This is a genomic window from Pseudomonas sp. PWP3-1b2 (genome assembly GCF_049896045.1).
GTDB lineage: Bacteria > Pseudomonadota > Gammaproteobacteria > Pseudomonadales > Pseudomonadaceae > Aquipseudomonas > Aquipseudomonas antarctica_B.
Genome location: NZ_JAFCTN010000002.1, coordinates 169,386 through 188,750 on the forward strand (window position 1 = coordinate 169,386; position 19,365 = coordinate 188,750).

14 protein-coding genes and 4 tRNA genes are annotated in these 19,365 nt (G+C 59.4%); 2 read left to right on the forward strand and 16 right to left on the reverse strand.

Going from position 1 to position 19,365, the window contains the following annotated elements; translation table 11 throughout:
- Window positions 1-16 precede the first annotated feature (16 nt).
- From leuB to leuC, 4 genes are all read right to left on the reverse strand, one after another.
- A complete protein-coding gene (gene leuB, locus ACP7A2_RS01990; RefSeq protein WP_375067440.1) occupies window positions 17-1,099 on the reverse strand; it encodes a 3-isopropylmalate dehydrogenase in 1,083 nt (360 codons plus the stop codon).
- 52 nt (window positions 1,100-1,151) lie between these two features.
- Window positions 1,152-1,916 (reverse strand): class I SAM-dependent methyltransferase, encoded by a 765-nt coding sequence (locus ACP7A2_RS01995; protein ID WP_426132859.1) that lies wholly within the window; start codon window positions 1,914-1,916, stop codon window positions 1,152-1,154.
- A gap of 137 nt (window positions 1,917-2,053) precedes the next feature.
- The gene (gene leuD, locus ACP7A2_RS02000; protein WP_003234333.1) at window positions 2,054-2,698 is read right to left on the reverse strand and encodes a 3-isopropylmalate dehydratase small subunit; all 645 of its coding nucleotides are present in this window, start codon (window positions 2,696-2,698) and stop codon (window positions 2,054-2,056) included.
- A 10-nt stretch (window positions 2,699-2,708) separates the two neighbouring features.
- Window positions 2,709-4,127: a 3-isopropylmalate dehydratase large subunit gene (gene leuC, locus ACP7A2_RS02005; RefSeq protein WP_426132860.1), complete on the reverse strand. Its 1,419-nt coding sequence runs from the start codon at window positions 4,125-4,127 to the stop codon at window positions 2,709-2,711.
- A gap of 145 nt (window positions 4,128-4,272) precedes the next feature.
- On the opposite strand from leuC, the gene ACP7A2_RS02010 reads away from it, so the two are divergent.
- Together ACP7A2_RS02010 and ACP7A2_RS02015 are read left to right on the forward strand one after the other, a co-directional pair.
- Window positions 4,273-5,163 (forward strand): LysR family transcriptional regulator, encoded by an 891-nt coding sequence (locus ACP7A2_RS02010; protein ID WP_426132861.1) that lies wholly within the window; start codon window positions 4,273-4,275, stop codon window positions 5,161-5,163.
- Window positions 5,164-5,229: 66 nt separating this feature from the next.
- Window positions 5,230-8,508: a sensor domain-containing protein gene (locus tag ACP7A2_RS02015; protein ID WP_426132862.1), complete on the forward strand. Its 3,279-nt coding sequence runs from the start codon at window positions 5,230-5,232 to the stop codon at window positions 8,506-8,508.
- A gap of 2 nt (window positions 8,509-8,510) precedes the next feature.
- On the opposite strand, the gene ACP7A2_RS02020 is transcribed toward ACP7A2_RS02015, so the two are convergent.
- From ACP7A2_RS02020 to uvrB, 12 genes are all read right to left on the reverse strand, one after another.
- Entirely contained in the window at window positions 8,511-9,725 is a 1,215-nt protein-coding gene (locus tag ACP7A2_RS02020; protein ID WP_426132863.1) for a hypothetical protein, read from the reverse strand.
- Between the two features lie 108 nt (window positions 9,726-9,833).
- The gene (locus ACP7A2_RS02025) at window positions 9,834-10,799 is read right to left on the reverse strand and encodes a hypothetical protein (RefSeq protein WP_426132864.1); all 966 of its coding nucleotides are present in this window, start codon (window positions 10,797-10,799) and stop codon (window positions 9,834-9,836) included.
- Window positions 10,800-10,875: 76 nt separating this feature from the next.
- Complete coding sequence (locus ACP7A2_RS02030; RefSeq protein ID WP_426132865.1) at window positions 10,876-11,943, reverse strand: hypothetical protein; 1,068 nt, start codon at window positions 11,941-11,943, stop codon at window positions 10,876-10,878.
- Window positions 11,944-12,322: 379 nt separating this feature from the next.
- The gene (locus ACP7A2_RS02035) at window positions 12,323-13,288 is read right to left on the reverse strand and encodes a tRNA dihydrouridine synthase (RefSeq protein WP_426132866.1); all 966 of its coding nucleotides are present in this window, start codon (window positions 13,286-13,288) and stop codon (window positions 12,323-12,325) included.
- A 55-nt stretch (window positions 13,289-13,343) separates the two neighbouring features.
- Window positions 13,344-13,778, reverse strand: a complete 435-nt coding sequence (locus ACP7A2_RS02040; protein ID WP_426132867.1) for an acyl-CoA thioesterase — start codon at window positions 13,776-13,778, stop codon at window positions 13,344-13,346.
- Window positions 13,779-13,923: 145 nt separating this feature from the next.
- A complete protein-coding gene (locus ACP7A2_RS02045) occupies window positions 13,924-14,463 on the reverse strand; it encodes a TetR/AcrR family transcriptional regulator (RefSeq protein ID WP_426132868.1) in 540 nt (179 codons plus the stop codon).
- Window positions 14,464-14,737: 274 nt separating this feature from the next.
- Window positions 14,738-14,813, reverse strand: a tRNA-Glu gene (locus tag ACP7A2_RS02050).
- A gap of 77 nt (window positions 14,814-14,890) precedes the next feature.
- Window positions 14,891-14,966 (reverse strand) — tRNA-Ala (locus tag ACP7A2_RS02055).
- A gap of 50 nt (window positions 14,967-15,016) precedes the next feature.
- Window positions 15,017-15,092, reverse strand: a tRNA-Glu gene (locus ACP7A2_RS02060).
- Between the two features lie 78 nt (window positions 15,093-15,170).
- Window positions 15,171-15,246 (reverse strand) — tRNA-Ala (locus tag ACP7A2_RS02065).
- A gap of 147 nt (window positions 15,247-15,393) precedes the next feature.
- Complete coding sequence (gene gltX, locus ACP7A2_RS02070) at window positions 15,394-16,875, reverse strand: glutamate--tRNA ligase (protein ID WP_426132869.1); 1,482 nt, start codon at window positions 16,873-16,875, stop codon at window positions 15,394-15,396.
- A 206-nt stretch (window positions 16,876-17,081) separates the two neighbouring features.
- Window positions 17,082-19,097, reverse strand: coding sequence for an excinuclease ABC subunit UvrB (gene uvrB, locus ACP7A2_RS02075; protein ID WP_426132870.1), 2,016 nt, complete (start codon window positions 19,095-19,097; stop codon window positions 17,082-17,084).
- Between the last annotated feature and the right edge of the window lie 268 nt (window positions 19,098-19,365).

The window sequence follows — 19,365 nt, forward strand, 5'->3', positions numbered from 1 at the left end:
AAGCGGGCCGCAGAGATTACAGATTCCGTAGCGCGGCGACTACTGCGTCGCCCATTTCTTGCGTCCCAACCCTGGTGCAACCCTGTGACCAAATGTCACCAGTGCGCAAACCCTGGTCCAGCACCAGGCTCACGGCCTTCTCGATGGCATCGGCCGCGTCGCTCAGGTTGAAGCTGTAACGCAGCATCATCGAGACCGACAAAATGGTCGCCAACGGGTTGGCAATGCCCTGCCCTGCGATGTCTGGCGCCGAACCGTGGCACGGCTCGTACATGCCCTTGTTGTTGGTGTCCAGGGACGCCGACGGCAGCATGCCGATGGAACCGGTGAGCATCGAGGCCTGGTCGGACAGGATGTCGCCGAACAGGTTGTCGGTGACGATCACGTCAAACTGTTTCGGTGCGCGCACCAGTTGCATGGCCGCGTTGTCGACGTACATGTGGCTCAGTTCGACGTCCGGGTAATCCTTGGCGACTTCTTCGACGATTTCACGCCACAGTTGGCTGGAAGCCAGTACGTTGGCCTTGTCGACCGAGCAGACCTTTTTGCCGCGCACGCGGGCCATATCGAAACCGACACGGGCGATACGGCGAATTTCACTCTCGCTGTACGGCAGGGTGTCGTAGGCCTGGCGCTCACCATTCTCCAACTCGCGCACACCGCGTGGCGAGCCGAAGTAGATACCGCCGGTCAGCTCACGCACGATCAGGATGTCCAGGCCCGCCACCACTTCCGGCTTCAGGCTCGACGCGTCAGCCAGTTGCGGATAAAGGATGGCCGGACGCAGGTTGCCGAACAGGCCCAGTTGCGCACGGATTTTCAGCAGGCCGCGCTCAGGGCGGATGTCACGCTCAATCTTGTCCCATTTCGGGCCACCTACCGCGCCCAACAGCACGGCGTCGGCCGCGCGGGCGCGCTCCAGGGTTTCATCGGCCAGCGGCACGCCGTGCTTGTCGATGGCCGCGCCGCCGATCACGTCGTGGCTCAGCTCAAAACCCAGGCTGTACTTGGTGTTGGCCAATTCCAGGACTTTGACCGCTTCGGCCATGATTTCCGGACCAATACCGTCGCCAGGGAGAATCAGAATCTGCTTGCTCATGGGTTCCTCATTTCATCAAACGACCCGCCCATGGGCAGGTCGGGAAAATTAATCAGCGTTCGGCAAACACCACCAGCACGTCGGTGCTGAAGGTGCCGTCGGCTTGAATCTCGTAGTAATCACGCACTTCCTGGCCCATCGCCTTTTGCAGCTCAAGGATGGCGGCGCGCAGTACCTGGGGCGTGCGCATGCGCTCGACCCACGAGGTGTATTCCAGGCGCAGGCGCTGGCAGCTGCTGTTACGTACATGCAAACCGGCTTCGCTGAGCTGACGCATCCATTCGCCGGCGGAATAATCGCGCACATGGCTGGTGTCGCGCAGCACTTCGACGGTTTGCAGGTAAGTGTCCAACAGCGGGCTGCCAGGTGACAACACGTCAACAAAGGCCGCCACGCCACCTGGCTTGAGCACGCGGCGCACATCGCGCAGGGCCACGCCGAGGTCACTCCAGTGGTGAGCCGAATAACGGCTGAACACGAAGTCGAATTCGCCATCGGCGAATGGCAGGCTTTCGGCAGCGCCGTGCACAGTGCTGATGTTGCTCAGGCCACGATCTTTTGCGGCGGCGGCAACCACGTCGAGCATCTGTTGGGACAGGTCGTAGGCCACCACTTCTTTAACCAGCGGTGCTACGTTGAAACTCACATGGCCGGCACCGCACCCCAAATCCAGCAGTCGTGCGCCGCCCTGCCCGGCCAGTTCGGCCTGGAGCAGCGCGAATTCGGTGCCTTGGGCGTGCACGGCACTGCTCAGGTAAGCCGAGGCTTGCTCGCCGAATTGTTTTTGCACGACTTGGGTGTGGGCGGTGTTGGTCATGGTGGTTTTCCTTGGGTTTTGGGGTGTTGGTACGGGCGCTATCGCAGGCAAGCCAGCTCCCACAGTTGACTGTATTCACAAGTCAAAATGTGGGAGTCGGGCTTGCCCGCGATGGGGCCCGCACGGTCTACCGCCAATCAAGCATCGCGAAACAACCAGGGCTGACTGGCCCGGTGCTTGGCTTCAAACGCGGCAATCGCATCACCGTCCTGCAAGGTCAGGCCAATATCATCCAGGCCATTGATCAGGCAGTGCTTACGGAAAGCATCCACTTCAAAGTGGTACACCTTGCCATCCGGACGGGTCACGGTTTGCGCGGCCAGATCGACGGTCAGCTGGTAGCCCACGTCGGCTTCCACTTGCTTGAACAGTTCATCCACTTCGGCGTCGCTCAAGATGATCGGCAGCAAGCCGTTCTTGAAGCTGTTGTTGAAGAAGATGTCGGCGTAGCTCGGCGCGATGATGCTGCGAAAGCCATATTCTTCCAGGGCCCACGGCGCGTGCTCACGGCTGGAGCCGCAACCGAAGTTTTCCCGCGCCAGCAGCACGCTGGCGCCCTGGTAACGCTCGGCGTTGAGCACAAAGTCCTTGTTCAACGGGCGCTTGGAGTTGTCCTGGTAGGCATAGCCCACATCCAGGTAGCGCCACTCATCGAACAGGTTCGGGCCGAAACCGGTGCGCTTGATCGACTTCAAGAACTGCTTCGGGATGATCTGGTCGGTGTCCACGTTGGCACGGTCCAACGGCGCTACAAGACCTGTGTGTTGGGTAAAAGCTCTCATCGGGTATTCCTCAGATCAATTCGCGAACGTCGATGAAACGACCGTTGACGGCAGCCGCAGCGGCCATGGCCGGGCTGACCAGGTGGGTACGCCCGCCAGCGCCCTGACGCCCTTCGAAGTTACGGTTGGAGGTGGAGGCGCAATGCTCGCCCGACTCCAAACGGTCCGGGTTCATGGCCAGGCACATCGAGCAGCCAGGCTCACGCCATTCAAAACCGGCTTCGAGGAAAATCTTGTCGAGGCCTTCGGCTTCGGCTTGTGCTTTGACCAGGCCCGAACCCGGCACCACGATGGCTTGCTTGATCGTCGAGGCGACTTTGCGGCCCTTGGCGATCACTGCCGCAGCGCGCAGGTCTTCAATCCGCGAGTTGGTGCAGGAACCAATAAACACGCGATCCAACTGAATGTCGGTAATCGCCTGATTGGCTTTCAAGCCCATGTACTTCAGGGCGCGCTCGATGGAACCACGCTTGACCAGGTCGGTTTCCTTGGCCGGGTCCGGTACGTTCTGATCGACAGCCAGCACCATTTCCGGCGAAGTGCCCCAGCTGACTTGCGGCTTGATCTGGGCAGCGTCGAGCTCAACCACGGTGTCGAACACCGCGTCGGCGTCGGAGACCAAGTCTTTCCAGGCTTCTACCGCAGCATCCCATTCAGCGCCAGCCGGTGCGAAGGGGCGACCTTTGACGTATTCAATGGTCTTTTCATCCGCTGCCACCATGCCGACACGGGCACCGGCTTCGATGGACATGTTGCAGATGGTCATGCGGCCTTCGATGGACAGGTCGCGAATCGCGCTGCCGGCGAATTCGATGGCATGGCCATTACCGCCGGCGGTGCCGATTTTGCCGATCACGGCCAGCACGATGTCTTTGGCGGTCACGCCGAACGGCAGCTTGCCTTCGACCGACACCAACATGTTCTTCATTTTCTTGGCGACCAGGCACTGGGTGGCGAACACATGTTCCACCTCCGAAGTGCCGATGCCGTGGGCCAGGGCGCCGAACGCACCGTGGGTGGAGGTGTGGGAGTCGCCGCAGACCACGGTCATGCCCGGCAAGGTGGCGCCCTGCTCAGGGCCGATCACGTGAACGATGCCTTGACGCACGTCGTTCATCTTGAATTCGGTGATGCCATATTCATCGCAGTAGTCGTCGAGGGTTTGCACCTGCAAACGCGACACGGTGTCGACGATGGCCTCGATCCCGCCCTTGCGCTCCGGGGTGGTCGGCACGTTGTGGTCCGGGGTGGCGATGATCGAGTCGACGCGCCAAGGCTTGCGCCCGGCCAGCCGCAGGCCTTCGAACGCTTGAGGCGAGGTCACTTCATGGATGATGTGACGGTCGATATAGATCAGCGACGAGCCATCGTCGCGCCGTTTCACTTCATGGGAATCCCAAAGCTTGTCGTAAAGCGTTTTGCCGGCCATCACGCGGTCCTCATCAGGTGTTTCTATGCCCCGGGTCTTGAGACATTCAATAACCCTTTGGCTTGTGAGGCTGATGGTATGGCGCTACATTAAATAACTCAAATTCATATTTTTTATGCTTTGGATAACCAACTGGAATACCACCATGGACCTGGCCAACCTCAACGCTTTTATCGCCATCGCCGAGACCGGTAGTTTCTCCGGTGCTGGTGAACGCTTGCACCTGACGCAACCGGCCATCAGCAAGCGCATCGCCGGGCTGGAGCAGCAATTAAAGGTGCGATTGTTTGACCGCTTGGGCCGCGAAGTCGGTTTGACCGAGGCCGGCCGCGCCCTGCTGCCGCGTGCTTATCAGATTCTCAACGTGCTCGACGACACCCGCCGCGCCCTCACCAACCTGACCGGCGAGGTCAGCGGCCGACTCACCCTGGCCACCAGCCATCACATCGGCCTGCACCGCCTGCCGCCGATCCTGCGCACCTTTACCCGTGAATACCCGAACGTGGCGCTGGATATTCAGTTCCTCGATTCGGAAGTTGCCTACGAAGAAATCCTCCACGGCCGCGCCGAAGTCGCAGTGATCACGTTGGCGCCCGACCCGCACCATCTCGTGCGTGCCACTCCGGTCTGGGACGACCCGCTGGATTTCGTGGTGGCCCCGGAACACAGTTTGACCAGCCATGGCCGCGTCAACCTTGCGGATATCGCGGGCCACCCGGCGGTTTTTCCCGGCGGCAACACCTTTACCCACCATATTGTCAGCCGTCTGTTCGAGGCCCAGGGCCTGACGCCAAACATCGCGATGAGCACTAACTATTTGGAAACTATCAAGATGATGGTGTCGATCGGCCTGGCCTGGAGCGTGTTGCCGCGCACCATGCTCGATGATCAGGTCGCAAGTATCGCTTTGCCGGGCATACAGCTCAGTCGCCAGCTAGGCTATATCGTGCACACAGAAAGGACGCTGTCGAACGCTGCGAGAGCTTTCATGAGCCTTTTGGATGCACAGGTCGATCTGCCAGGGGTACCGGCATGAAGCTGTGCGGCCTGAAGCTCTGATAAAAGCCGCGCCAAATGCCCATTGAGCCAAGGCCCTTTGATAATGCGCAACCCCGTCGATCACGTGCCACCGTTGCCCCGCGTCTACGCCGGTGACCCTCAAGAGGCCGAGCAAAGCTGGGACAGCGCCCCGCAACTGCTGGCCGCCCTGAATGCTGCACGGCTCGGTGCGTGGTGTTGGGAGATCGACACCGGGCGCATCAGTTGGTCACGCGGTACCCAGGCGCTATTCGGCTTCGACCCCCGGCAGCCATTGCCCAAAGACCTTGATTACCTCGACCTGCTGGCGCCTCAGGACAGCGCACGAGTGCTGAGGGCGTTTCATGCCGTGCTGGCCGGCGAGCCGTTCGAGCATGCGATGCACCATCGTATCCAGTGGCCCGACGGCAGCCTGCACTGGCTGGAAGTCAACGGCAGCCTGGTCCCGGACAAGACCGGACGACGTCGAATGATCGGCGTGATTCGTGAGATTACCCACCAGCGGGACCGCGAGAGTGCCCTGAGCAGCTCCGAAAAGCGCTTCGCCACACTGTTCCACCTGTGCCCGAACATGGTCCTGCTCACGCGCCAGTCCGATGGGCGGATCGGCGAGGCCAACCACTATTTCGAGGTGCTGTTCGGCTGGCCACTGGCCGATGTGATCGGTCGAACCACGCTGGACCTGGGCCTGTGGCGCTATCCAGAACAGCGCGCGCTGCTGGTCAAGGCCACCCAGCGCAAAGGCGAACCGATCACTATGGAGGTGCAGTTTTGCGCGAGTACCGGGCAGGTTCACGACGGCACCCTCAGCGCGCAAAAGGTTGAGTTGGAGGGTGAGGCTTACCTGATCAGCACCTTCGTCGACACCACGGAACGCAAAAACGCCGAGCAAGCGCTGAAGGACAGCCAGGATCGCCTCGACCTTGCGCTGGATTCGGCGCAACTCGGCACGTGGGACTGGCACATCCCCAGCGGCATGCTCTATGGCTCGGCTCGCGCGGCGCAACTGCACGGCTTGCCGCCGGAGCCCTTTCACGAACCCTTCGATGCGTTTTTTGAAGGCGTGTCCGATGAAGAACGCGAGGGCATGCGCAATGCTTATCGCAGCCTGCGCGAGGGCGCGAATGGCAATTACCAACTGACCTACCGCGTGCAGATGGAAGACGGCAGCGCGCGCTACCTGGAAAGCCGCGCGCGCCTGTACCGCGATGACGCCGGCAAACCACTGCGCATGGCCGGCACGCTGCTGGACATCACTGACCAGGTAGAGCGCGAACAGCGCCTGACGGCCTCCGAAGAAAAATTCGCCAGCCTGTTTCAGGCCAGCCCCGACCCGATCTGCGTCACCTGCCTGGAGAGCGGCGCGTTTATCGAGATCAACCCGGCGTTTACCCTGACCTTCGGCTGGACCGCCGCAGAGGTTATCGAAAAAAGCGCCGAACAAATCGGCCTGTGGGACGATTCGAGCAAGCGCCTGCAACGTATCGAACAAGTGATCCGCGAGCAGTCATTGAGCAATGTGGCCATCGTGGTGCATCACAAGAACGGGCAGCTCCTGACCTGCGTGATCTCCAGCCGGCTGATCAAGGTGGGCAACCAGCCGTGCATCGTCACTACTCTGCGCGATATCACCCAGCAACAGCGCTCGGAAGCTGCCCTGAAAGCCAGTGAAGAGAAGTTCGCCAAAGCCTTTCATTCCAGCCCCGATGCGATCTCCATCACCGAGCGTGACACCGGCCGTTATGTGGAGGTCAACGACGGCTTCTGCCGCTTGACCGGCTACCGCGCCGAAGAAGCCATCGGCCTGACGCTGTACCAGATCGGCATCTGGGCAGACGAAAACCAGCGTTCCGCGCTGTTGGCCGAACTGCAGATCAAGGGCCGCATTCACCACCTGGAAATGCTCTGGCACAACAAACAAGGCGACATACTCTCAGTTGAGGTTTCGGTAGAACCGATCACCCTCAACGAAACCCCCTGCCTGCTCCTCACCGCGCGGGATGTGAGCCTGCTGAAAAACGCCCAGGCGCAGATTCGCCACCTGGCCTATCACGACCCGCTGACCAACCTGCCCAACCGCGCCTTGCTGATGGACCGCCTGAGCCAGCAAATCGCCCTGCTCAAGCGCCACGACCTGCGCGGCGCCCTGCTGTTCCTGGATCTGGATCACTTCAAACACATCAACGATTCCCTCGGCCACCCGGTGGGCGACACGGTGCTGAAAATCGTCACGGCGCGCCTGGAAGCCAGCGTGCGCACAGAGGACACGGTGGCGCGCCTGGGCGGTGATGAATTCGTGGTGCTGCTCAGTGGCCTCGAAGGTTCACGCACCGAAGTCACCCACCAGGTGCAGGTGCTGGCTGACACCCTGCGTGAATTGCTCTCGGAGCCGATGTTTCTCGATGGCCATCGCTTGCAGGTCACGCCCAGCATCGGCGTGGCGCTGATTCCCGATCACGGCTCGACCCCGGCCGACCTGCTCAAGCGCGCCGACATTGCCCTGTACCGCGCCAAGGACTCGGGGCGTAACACCACGCAGATGTTTCACAACAGCATGCAAAAAACCGCCAGCGAACGCCTGCGCATGGAAACTGACTTGCGCCTGGCCCTGTCCCGTGGCGAGTTCAGCGTGCATTACCAGCCCCAAGTGGACGCACGCGGCAACAAGATCATCGGCGCCGAAGCGCTGGTGCGCTGGCAGCATCCCCAACTGGGCGCGCAGTCACCCACCGAATTCATCAAGGTGCTGGAAGACAGCGGCCTGATTCTCGAAGTCGGCACCTGGATCCTAGATGAAGCCTGCGGGGCCTTTGCGCAGTTGATTGCCGAAGGCCTGGTGGACCCGCTGAATTTCAGCCTGTGCGTGAACATCAGCCCCCGGCAGTTTCGCCAGAACGACTTTGTGGAACGGGTGGAACGCAGCCTCAAGACGCATCAGTTGCCCTTCAGCCTGTTGAAGCTGGAAATCACCGAGGGCATCGTGATTCAGAACATGGACGACACCGTGCTGAAAATGCGTCGCCTGAAAAAGCTCGGCGTGAGCTTTGCCATGGATGATTTTGGCACTGGCTACTCTTCGCTGACCTACCTCAAGCGCCTGCCGGTGGATGCGCTGAAGATCGACCAATCCTTTGTACGCGACGCCACCCATGACCCCAACGACGCCGAAATCATCCGCGCCATCGTGGCCATGGCGCGCAGCCTGAACCTCGACGTGATCGCTGAAGGCGTAGAAACCCTGGAACAATTGGCCTTCCTGCAAAAGCTCGGCTGCCATGTGTTTCAGGGTTACTTGCACAGTCGGCCGTTGCCGATCGAGGAGTTCAGGCGATTGCTGGGGTAGGCTCAGACGAGTTTGAGCGCGCGATAACTGCTGTTCATCCATTCGGATGACGCCAGGCTATAGCGCTGACCGTAGTAGTCCAGTACGCCCCCGATCACCGCCATTGAATGACTGTTATCGGCCAGGGTGCCGATGGCGCCGCTGGCCAGTTCAGCCACGTTCGAGTCCCTGACATAGGCAGAAAGCCCCAACCTGCGCAGGGATTGCCCTGGGTATTCGCCATCGTTCAAGGTCTCCATGGCCACCTCAAAGCTTTGGTTGCCGCGAAAGTCGTTGTTCTCCAACTGCGCGCGCTTGGCGCTGACGGCATATAAAAAGTTGGCGTCCTTGAGCATCGCCGTATCACTGCCGCACAGGTTTGAGCCGCGTGTGGCCCTGTCCAGTTCGTCATGGCTCAACGCCAGCTTGAAACCATCACGCATGGTCACTTCATACCCGCCTGGCGTTGCACCGATGTGCGTATAGATGCCAGCCGGGTTTTGCCCGAACCGCATCATGGCCGCCTTGATCGCCGACACGGTGACGCAATTGCCTTCAGCGCCTTGATAAAAGCCGGACCAGATATTCTTGGGTTTCAGCCCGACTGCTACCGTAGATACCGCTACGGAGTCACGGGGTTGCACAGCGTCGGTGAACTTGAGCAAGCGATAACCGTAGCCTCGATCCACAGGGTACGTATCACCCGGGTCACGCTTCACCCCGTCAACGACCAGTGCACTCGCCCGGTAATGCGTGTCCAACACACCCACCACGTCCTTGCCCACCATGTTCTGGAGCGGTACGTACTGGGCGAGCCCGGAAACCCCCATGCCTTTCAAGCAATGGAGAGTGAACTCGCCCTTGAGTGTTTCCGCCAGCGCGGACGCAAAATCGGGATAGCCGCCTGTCAGTTGTTTGCGCTTCACAAACGCTGCGAACACGAAATTGGCGTCTCGCACCGCTGCGTTGTCTGCCCCTGTGAACCTCGACGCAGCAGCTGCTTGTTTCAGTTCCCGACAGGTTAATCCAAGTTTGAACTCATCCTTCATGGTGATGGCATACCCGCCGACAACCGGCTTGACCTGATCGAACATATCGACCGGCGTTCGGCCGAAGGTCATCATCATCATTTTGATGACCGCCGCATGGGTGCTGGTTTCAAAGCTTTCGTCGAAACGCCGCTCACTCGCGCTGAATGCGGGAATAAGTGCTGCTGATTTTTCATGTGTGGCGTGCAATGAACGGTCTGCGCGCGGCCCTGGCTCTGCAGCCCATGGTCGATGTGCAATTGAGAGATTCATACCTGCTGATCCTTTGAAGTAAACAGAAAAATGACTGGGTAGCGGTCAGACCAGGGCGATTGCATCACCGCGCCAGGGTGCACGGCCGCGCGTGCCCCATAACTCCTCGCGACCGTTGATCACGGCAGCCGAATGCCCCGCTCGGTTGCTCATGCCGACCAGCCCACGGGCAAGGTCATGTGCGCTCACTGTGCGCATATGCTTGCGCAGACCCAGGCGCAAGAATCCTTCCCCCGGCCCGAGCTCATCTTCCCTGTCGTTCAAACTGCGCATCGCTGCATAAAAGCTGCTGCTCGCCGTACCGTCGTTGTTTTCCATCTGTGCACGTTTGGCACTGACGGCGTACAAAAACTGCGCATCCTTGAGCATTTCCCTGTCGGCCCCGACAAACCTTGCACCGCGTGCGCCGAGCCTCAATTCATGGTCAGTGAGGCCGAGGGCAAAGTCGTCGCGCATGATCACTCGGTACCCTCCGGCGACTTTTGTGACCGCCTTGTAGATATCCGTAGGGCTTTGCCCAAAGCGGTGCATCGCGGCCTTGATGGCGGATACCGTCACGCAGTTGCCGTCCGGCCCCTGGCGAAAGCCGCCGAAGATGTCGTTGGGCTTTTCGCCATTGCGTTTAGTTGAAAGACCCGGAATGTATCCGGCAGGGTCAAGTTTGGAAGTCGCCCGTTCAGGTTTAAATTCGGGAACTGTTTGAAGGGTTCGCTCCAATCGCGGGCTTGTATTGGCAAGTGCATTGATAGGCGCCCCGCTTGTAAAGGAGGAAAACTTATTAAAAAACGACAAGACAGACGTTTTCAGCCAGGAAAATGGGTTGAATCCAGCGATCAACCTGGAGCGTTGATGCATTCCGTTATCGGCTGGCTTATACCGCACCTTGTTACGACTGCTGTGGATTGAGTTATACCGAGCCATCTTATTTGTAGTATTCATGACAGGCGCATGGTGCACATCCAAACTACGAATACTACGATCGACCGAACAACAACGCATATATTTCTCCATAAGCAGGTACTTCTCCGAGCTGACAGTTCGGAGAGGCACCTGCGCTATTCAAAAAATTTAAACGAGGTGTAGTTTGTTAGAACTTGAAGTTGGAGCGGGCATTAAAGTGCCCTTCCTCTTGGTCAACGTAATCTTCAGAAGGCCCTGGGCTCGTTACATCAAGCGGCGGCTCGTCAGGCTGGTGCTCCGAGGTAACCTTGCCATCAAGCTGCGGGGTCATTTTATTGTCAACGGGCGGGGTTTCAGGCGTCACACTCAATGCAGGGTCGCGCTTCACGTCATCCTCGGTGTGCAGCCCCACCTCAGACGTGACGGGCAGCGGCAATTCCTGCGCAGGTTTTGGAGTTATCTGAGGCTCAATCGGCGGCGTCGTTTCGGACGTTACGTCAACATGAGGAGGGGCAGGCACCAAGCGTACATCCGGCAGGACCCGTGATGTCAGCCCATTGTTCAGCGGCAAGCCTGTCTCAGGGCAGTGGCAGTGATCGATGTTTACATTCACATTCACATTGGCCTTGGCATCATTGGTCACGGTGACCTCTGGCTTGGGCGCCGCAGGCAACACCGCGTTCAACTGCGGCCTGAGCGTGCTCCACCGGGTGACTGGCAGGTCGTTTGTGTTGTGATCATGGCTATCGATGGCGTCGGACTCGGTCACAGGCAGCGCAATCAACCCCGGCGAGTGCTTGGGGGTATCCCGCACCAAGGCAGGCATCCCGACTAACGCTGCATCAATGGTGCCGGCGGAATCAGGCGTACTCTGCAACGAGGTAAGCGGCACCGATTGCTGCTTGGGCAATTCACCCTTCACTGCCAGCAATTCGTTTGCCTTGACGCTCGGCGGCAGCTTGCCAACTTCCAGCTCTGTGGCCGGCACGTCAGCCTTGTCAGGCAATACGCTGGACTTTGATTGCTTACCGGCAAACATTTCCCGCAGAGCCTTGAACACAAGCTCCAGCATATCGAACAACTTGTTAAGGGTGCCTGCGTCAACCGTAACTTCACCCTTTGGCGGGTGGAAAGTATTATCCGTATGCGTCTGCGTTACCGACGGCAGGTTAAGTGTGGCAGGCGTGTGCAGAGGTTGATCAAGGTGGCCGTTATCAACGTTAACGAAGGCGGGCGTGCTTATAGAGAGAGACATAACAAAGTTCCTTATTCAGTCAGACGCGACTCTATTAACGAGCCGGCAAAGAGTGTCTTTAAAACGTGGAAGCAATCAGCATTGCCTCCAGTCCCTAGGTTCGTGGGGTTTTATTCCGGCGAGTTCCAGAAATCACGTTTCATATAAGGAAACCAAAATAAATATTCAGACTTTTTCTCATGGCTTTATGAGCAAAGGTCCTTTGCGCACGCGTTTCGTATGCCATTAACCTGACACACACGCTCATAAACCCCGACTCGCGCAACTTACAGACATCATTATGCAATGGCTGCAATAAGCAATTATGCTAGCGCACAAAAAAGGCGCCAATGGCGCCTTCTGTAAACTGAATGAAACTTTTATATATATATTTGATAGTTTACGCGGCAACTATCGCCGGGTGAGCCATGCCCAACAGCCGGCTGACCTGCTGCAAGTCGGTCTCGCGACGCATCGCCGTAAACAGTTCAACCGCCTCTGGATAATTGCGCGTCAGCATCGCCAGCCACTGCTTCAAACGGCCGGGCGCCTGGCGTTCAGTGAGCTGCGCCACCGACTGGGTCCAGAACTCCTGGAGCATCGGCTGCATCTGCGCCCAGGTCATTTCCACCACCTCTTCGCCCGCCTTTGCCGCCGCGATCTGCCGCGCCAGGTCGGGGCGCGCCACCAGGCCGCGACCCAGCATGATGTCTTCGGCGCCGCTGACTTCGCGGCAACGCTTCCAGTCTTCGACGCTCCAGATATCGCCATTGGCGAACACCGGCACCTTGACCACATCCTGCACCCGCGGAATCCACTCCCAGTGAGCCGGCGGCTTATAGCCGTCGGCCTTGGTGCGCGCATGCACCACGATATGCGCCGCGCCACCTTCGGCCAGGGCCGTGGCGCACACCAGCGCGCCGTCCGGGCTGTCAAAGCCCAGGCGCATCTTGGCAGTCACGGGGATATGCGCGGGGACGGCGCGGCGCACGTGTTCGACGATCCTGTTGAGCAGCTCCGGCTCTTTGAGCAATACCGCACCGCCTCGGGACTTGTTGACGGTCTTGGCGGGGCAACCGAAGTTGAGGTCGATCACCTGGGAGCCCAACTCACAGGCGAGCGCGGCGTTTTCCGCCAGGCACACCGGGTCGGAGCCGAGCAATTGCACACGCAGCGGCACGCCGGCAGCGGTCTGGGCGCCGTGCAGCAGTTCCGGGGCGAGCTTGTGGAAATACGCGGGGGTGAGCAGGCGCTCGTTGACACGGATGAACTCGGTCACGCACCAGTCGATACCGCCCACACGGGTCAACACGTCCCGCAGGATGTTGTCGACCAACCCCTCCATGGGCGCCAAAGCAATTTGCATGGAAAACACTCAACAAAAATCGTGGCGCAGTTTACTGGGTTTCCTGAAGCAACCGTTAACCCCCTGTCAGTGCGGGGCCATAACCGTCGAGAAACTCAGCCGGCATACGCTTGGGCTTGCCGGAAGACAGCTCAATGCAAACAAAGGTGGTGTGCGCACGCAGCAGTGTTGCGCCGTCGCGGGGGCGTACCAGCTGGAAACGCCGGGTCATTTTCAGGCGCTGGTCCCAATCGACGATCCAGGTGGCGAGTTGCAGCTCATCGCCCTCGTAGCCCGACGCGAGATAGTCGATCTCATGACGCACCACGGCCATGGCGCGGTCCAGCCGGCGGTATTCGGTGAGGTCCAGCCCCAAACGCTGGGAATGGCGCCAGGCGCAGCGTTCCAGCCAGGACACGTACACCGCGTTATTGGCGTGCCCCAGGCCGTCGATATCGTCGGCGCCAACCTGCAGGTCGATGATAAACGGCGTTGCCAAATCCCAGCCCATGCCTTGCTCCAGTCGATTAATGTCGGCGGGGCAGTGTATCAGGCGTCGTGCATCGCTTGAGCGGCATGGCGAAGGTCAATTCCACTTCCCAGATAAACGCCAAACGTGCGCTCGGCGCAAAATGCGCCCGTTGTGCGACTGCTTTTCAGCGTACCGCCGATTTGGCTGCGCGCAGCACGCGGTCGGACAACTCGCCCGGCCCCAAGGCACGCGCCAGGGCCAGGCCGCCGATCATCAGCGCCATGTCTGCGAGGGCTTTGTCGGTGTCTTCAGGGGTGGCGGCCAATTGGGCGGCCATCAGCTCGCAGTGCTCGTTCAGCGCCACGCGAAACTCGTCCGGCAGGCGGCTCATCTCGCCGACGGTGGCCGGTATCGGGCAGGCTTGGGTGGTTGAGTCGCGGTGTTTACGCGACAGGTAAAACGCGGCCACCAGGCTCCTGCGTTCTTCGCCAGAGAGTTGCTCGTCTATGTCGTCGATCGACGCGCGACGCCGGGCCAGCAGCTGGGTGAAGGCCTCCAGCATGAGCGCGTCCTTGCTTTCAAAATGCGCGTAGAAGCCGCCAACCGTAAGCCCTGCGGCGCCCATGACTTCACCCACACTCGGCTCGGCCGGGCCGCGCTGGATCAATGCGGCGCTGGCAGCCTGCAAAATGCGTTCGCGGGTTTGCGCTTTTTTATCGCTCATCAAAGCCTCCGTTTCTCATGGGTTTAATATTATTGGCATAATAATATTTGGCAAGCCATCGATATGACCACTCGTCTGAGCGGGCCGCAAGCTGACGATTGATGGCGCCAACGGCGGCTCTAAACCCTGATCAACCAGAATGGCAATGACATCCCGCCCACACTGGTTAAGGCGCTGCTGCAGCAATCAAACACGGAAAACCCAAACGCCAGACAAACAAAAGGGCCATTCAATAATTGAATGACCCTTAAAAATCCCGCAGAGCGGGTAATCGTGGCGTCCCCTAGGGGACTCGAACCCCTGTTACCGCCGTGAAAGGGCGGTGTCCTAGGCCACTAGACGAAGGGGACACAAACCTTCTGTACACTGATCAGGCTGAGACTGATCGATCCAGGGACGGTGTGGCCGGAACCCTGGAACTGTAAATTGGTGGAGCTAAACGGGATCGAACCGTTGACCTCTTGCATGCCATGCAAGCGCTCTCCCAGCTGAGCTATAGCCCCGGATTTTTCGTCTCGCGACGCAGCAGACCTTTCGAACTGCTTGTTGAAACTGGCGTCCCCTAGGGGACTCGAACCCCTGTTACCGCCGTGAAAGGGCGGTGTCCTAGGCCACTAGACGAAGGGGACAAAACCTTCTGTACATCAGATCAGCGCTGAGAACTGATCGATTCAAGGACGGTGTGGCCAGACCTTGAACCTGTAAATTGGTGGAGCTAAACGGGATCGAACCGTTGACCTCTTGCATGCCATGCAAGCGCTCTCCCAGCTGAGCTATAGCCCCTCGTCGGTGAGGACGGGGCGAATCTTAATGGCGGTTTGGAAGTGTGTCAAATTTATTTTCAACAATTTCCAAAGTTTTTTGCCGGGATAACAATCACTTACCGGCGAAACCCCGGAAAACCGGGGTTTCGTCGTTTCAAGCGCTTGCTCAGGCGATAGCGCCCAGCAGCTTTTCCCACTCTTTGTTTTCTTTCTTCGACACACCACCAAGCAAATCAAGGGCTTGGCGCAGACGGAAACGCGTGAGGTCCGGGCCGAGAATTTCCATCGCATCGAGCACCGACACCGAACTGGCCTGCCCGGTGATCGCGGCAAACATCAACGGCATGGCATCGCGCAATTTCAATTCCAGCGACTCAACCACTGCTTGAATCGTTGCAGTGATCGCATCCTTCTCCCACTGACGCAGGCTTTCGAGCTTCCACAGAATCAACTGCATCAACTGACGAACCTGGTCGCCGGAGAGTTTCTTGGACTCAAACAGCTTCACATCCGGGTTCACGCCACCGGCAAAGAAGAAACTGGCCAACGGTGCGACCTGGCTGAATGTTTCCACCCTGCCCTGCACCAGCGGCGCGATCTTCATCATGTACTCGGGGTTCAACGCCCACTGCTGCACGCGGCTGGCGAACTCTTCCACTGGCAAGTCACGCAGCCATTGGCCGTTAAGCCACGACAGTTTCTCGATGTCGAAAATCGGCCCGCCCAGCGAAACGCGCGACAGGTCGAAGTTATCGACCATTTCCTGCAGCGAGAACTTCTCGCGCTCGTCGGGCATCGACCAGCCCATGCGGCCCAGGTAGTTGAGCATTGCTTCGGGCATGAAGCCCATGCGCTCGTAGAACGTGACCGACGTCGGGTTCTTGCGCTTGGACAGCTTGCTCTTGTCCGGGTTACGCAGCAGCGGCATGTAGCACAGCTGCGGCTGTTCCCAGCCAAAGTACTCGTAAAGCAGGATCAGTTTCGGCGCCGATGGCAGCCATTCTTCGCCGCGCAGCACGTGGGTGATGCCCATCAAGTGGTCGTCGACCACGTTGGCCAGGAAGTACGTCGGCAAGCCGTCGGTCTTCATCAGCACCTGCATGTCCATGCGGTCCCACGGAATCTCGACGTCACCGCGCAGCATGTCTGGCACCACGCACACGCCTTCGCTCGGCACTTTCATGCGGATCACATGCGGTTCGCCAGCCGCCAGGCGCTGAGCCACTTCTTCTTTCGACAGCAACAGCGCGCGGCCATCGTAGCGCGGGGTTTCGCCACGGGCTTGCTGCTCGGCGCGCATCTGGTCGAGTTCTTCTGCGGTGCAGAAGCACGGGAACGCATGGCCCATGTCGACCAGTTGCTGGGTGTATTGCTTGTAGATGTCGCTGCGCTCGCTCTGGCGATACGGGCCGTGCGGGCCGCCAACGTCCGGGCCTTCAGCCCAGGTAATGCCCAACCAGCGCAAGGCATCGAAAATCTGCTGTTCCGACTCACGGGTGGAACGCACCTGGTCGGTGTCTTCGATCCGCAGGATGAATTCACCGCCGTGCTGCTTGGCGAAGCAGTAGTTGAACAAGGCGATGTAAGCAGTGCCGACGTGGGGATCCCCAGTAGGCGATGGCGCAATGCGCGTGCGGACGGTGGTCATGGCAGGTCTCGAATGGGCGATGGAGCTGAAAATTCAAACAAGGGGCGAATGGTAACAGCCACAGGTGGTTGGGCTCCAGCTTGGGTGATTCAGGAGTACCTTGGTGTTGCCATCGCAGACAAGCCAGCTCCCACATCTTGAAGTGTGAACACAATCAAAAGTGGGAGCTGGCTTGCCTGCGATAAGGCCAGGCCAGGCACTACAGATCAAACAGCCAAAAGACGCTCGCGCAACTTGCCAATCTCATCGCGCGTCTGCGCCGCCGCCTCAAACTCCAGGTCGCGCGCCAACTGGTACATCTTCTCTTCCAGCTGGCGAATGCGCTTGGTGATCTCACTCGGCGAGCGCAGTTCGTTTTCGTACTTGGCGTTTTCCTCGGCCGCCTTGGCCATGCCCTTGCGCTTCTTGCTGCGCGAGCCGGGCACGGTGGCGCCTTCCATGATATCGGCGACGTCCTTGAACACGCCCTTGGGCGTGATGCCATTCTCGAGGTTAAAGGCAATCTGCTTGTCGCGACGGCGCTCGGTCTCGCCAATCGCCCGCTCCATGGAGCCGGTGATGCGGTCGGCGTAGAGAATCGCACGGCCATTGAGGTTACGCGCCGCCCGGCCAATGGTCTGGATCAGCGAGCGCTCGGAGCGCAGGAAGCCCTCCTTGTCCGCGTCCAGAATCGCCACCAGCGAGACTTCCGGCATGTCCAACCCCTCACGCAGCAGGTTGATCCCCACCAGCACATCAAAGGTGCCCAGGCGCAAGTCGCGGATGATTTCCACGCGCTCCACGGTGTCGATGTCCGAGTGTAAATAGCGCACGCGCACGCCGTGGTCGGCCAGGTAGTCGGTCAAGTCTTCGGACATGCGCTTGGTCAGCGTGGTGACCAGCACCCGCTCCTCCAACGCCACACGTTTGCCGATCTCCGACAGCAAGTCATCAACCTGGGTCAGCGCCGGGCGGATTTCAATTTGCGGGTCGACCAGACCGGTCGGCCGCACCACCTGCTCGACCACACGTCCCGCATGCTCAGCCTCGTAATTGCCCGGCGTGGCCGAGACAAAAATCGTCTGCGGGCTGATGCTTTCAAACTCGTCAAAACGCATCGGCCGGTTATCCAGCGCCGACGGCAGACGAAAACCGTATTCCACCAGGGTCTCTTTACGCGAACGGTCGCCTTTGTACATCGCGCCCACCTGCGGCACGCTGACGTGGGACTCGTCGATCACCAGCAAGGCGTCGTCCGGCAAGTAATCGAACAGCGTAGGCGGCGCCTGCCCAGAGTCGCGACCCGAGAGATAGCGCGAGTAGTTTTCGATGCCATTGCAGTAGCCCAGCTCCAGAATCATCTCCAGGTCAAAGCGCGTGCGCTGCTCCAGGCGCTGGGCTTCCACCAGCTTGTTGTTGGAGCGCAGGTATTCCAGGCGCTCCGCCAATTCGCCCTTGATGCCCTCGATCGCGCCCATCAGGGTTTCGCGCGGGGTTACGTAGTGGCTTTTCGGGTAGAAGGTGAAGCGCGGCAGCTTGCGAATCACCTCGCCGGTCAACGGGTCGAAGGCCGACAGGCTCTCGACTTCATCGTCAAACAGCTCGATGCGGATGGCTTCCAGGTCGGATTCGGCCGGGTAAATGTCGATCACATCACCGCGCACGCGGAAGGTCGCGCGGGCAAAACCCATGTCGTTGCGGGTGTACTGCAAGCTCGTCAGGCGGCGCAGCAATTCGCGCTGGTCGAGTTTGTCGCCCCGGTCGACGTGCAGCACCATCTTCAAATAGGTTTCCGGGCTGCCCAGGCCGTAGATGCACGACACCGTGGTGACGATGATCGCGTCCTTGCGCTCCAGCAATGCCTTGGTCGCCGACAACCGCATCTGTTCGATGTGGTCGTTGATCGACGCATCCTTCTCGATAAAGGTATCGGAGGACGGCACGTACGCCTCGGGCTGGTAGTAGTCGTAGTAGGAAACGAAGTACTCCACCGCGTTGTTCGGGAAGAACGCCTTGAACTCGCCGTACAGTTGCGCGGCCAGGGTTTTGTTCGGCGCCAGCACAAGCGTTGGGCGGTTTGTCTGCGCAATCACGTTGGCGATACTGAAGGTCTTGCCTGAACCGGTCACCCCGAGCAGCGTTTGGTGCGCGAGGCCGGCGTCGATGCCTTCGACCAGCAGGCGAATGGCTTCGGGCTGATCGCCGGCGGGTTCAAAGCGGGTGACGAGCTGGAAATCCGACATTACGTACCTCTTTCAGGTCACCCCGGATCAACCGCACCAGGACGAAAAAAGCTCAGCGACCCGCGAATAGTCATCGCAGGTTGCAGGAAAAAACCATGATAGCTGTAGAAGTGGTGCCGAATGTGACGGGTTTCAAGGCAATCGCCTTACTGCCGTCCGGGATCAATGTTGCAATAAGACTAACGGTCGGCAAATAAACCGAAAAACTTGGCCGAAAAGCCGTTTCGGTTGTCGCCCTCAGCCTCTATGGCCTCTATACTAGCTCCCC

Excerpts from the sequence above, each read along its gene's own strand:
- leuB (WP_375067440.1), bottom strand. The coding sequence starts at position 1,099 with ATGAGCAAGCAGATTCTGATTCTCCCTGGCGACGGTATTGGTCCGGAA.
- ACP7A2_RS01995 (WP_426132859.1), bottom strand. The coding sequence starts at position 1,916 with ATGACCAACACCGCCCACACCCAAGTCGTGCAAAAACAATTCGGCGAG.
- leuD (WP_003234333.1), bottom strand. The coding sequence starts at position 2,698 with ATGAGAGCTTTTACCCAACACACAGGTCTTGTAGCGCCGTTGGACCGT.
- leuC (WP_426132860.1), bottom strand. The coding sequence starts at position 4,127 with ATGGCCGGCAAAACGCTTTACGACAAGCTTTGGGATTCCCATGAAGTG.
- ACP7A2_RS02010 (WP_426132861.1), top strand. The coding sequence starts at position 4,273 with ATGGACCTGGCCAACCTCAACGCTTTTATCGCCATCGCCGAGACCGGT.
- ACP7A2_RS02015 (WP_426132862.1), top strand. The coding sequence starts at position 5,230 with ATGCGCAACCCCGTCGATCACGTGCCACCGTTGCCCCGCGTCTACGCC.
- ACP7A2_RS02025 (WP_426132864.1), bottom strand. The coding sequence starts at position 10,799 with ATGGAGAAATATATGCGTTGTTGTTCGGTCGATCGTAGTATTCGTAGT.
- ACP7A2_RS02030 (WP_426132865.1), bottom strand. The coding sequence starts at position 11,943 with ATGTCTCTCTCTATAAGCACGCCCGCCTTCGTTAACGTTGATAACGGC.
- ACP7A2_RS02035 (WP_426132866.1), bottom strand. The coding sequence starts at position 13,288 with ATGCAAATTGCTTTGGCGCCCATGGAGGGGTTGGTCGACAACATCCTG.
- ACP7A2_RS02040 (WP_426132867.1), bottom strand. The coding sequence starts at position 13,778 with ATGGGCTGGGATTTGGCAACGCCGTTTATCATCGACCTGCAGGTTGGC.
- ACP7A2_RS02045 (WP_426132868.1), bottom strand. The coding sequence starts at position 14,463 with ATGAGCGATAAAAAAGCGCAAACCCGCGAACGCATTTTGCAGGCTGCC.
- gltX (WP_426132869.1), bottom strand. The coding sequence starts at position 16,875 with ATGACCACCGTCCGCACGCGCATTGCGCCATCGCCTACTGGGGATCCC.
- uvrB (WP_426132870.1), bottom strand. The coding sequence starts at position 19,097 with ATGTCGGATTTCCAGCTCGTCACCCGCTTTGAACCCGCCGGCGATCAG.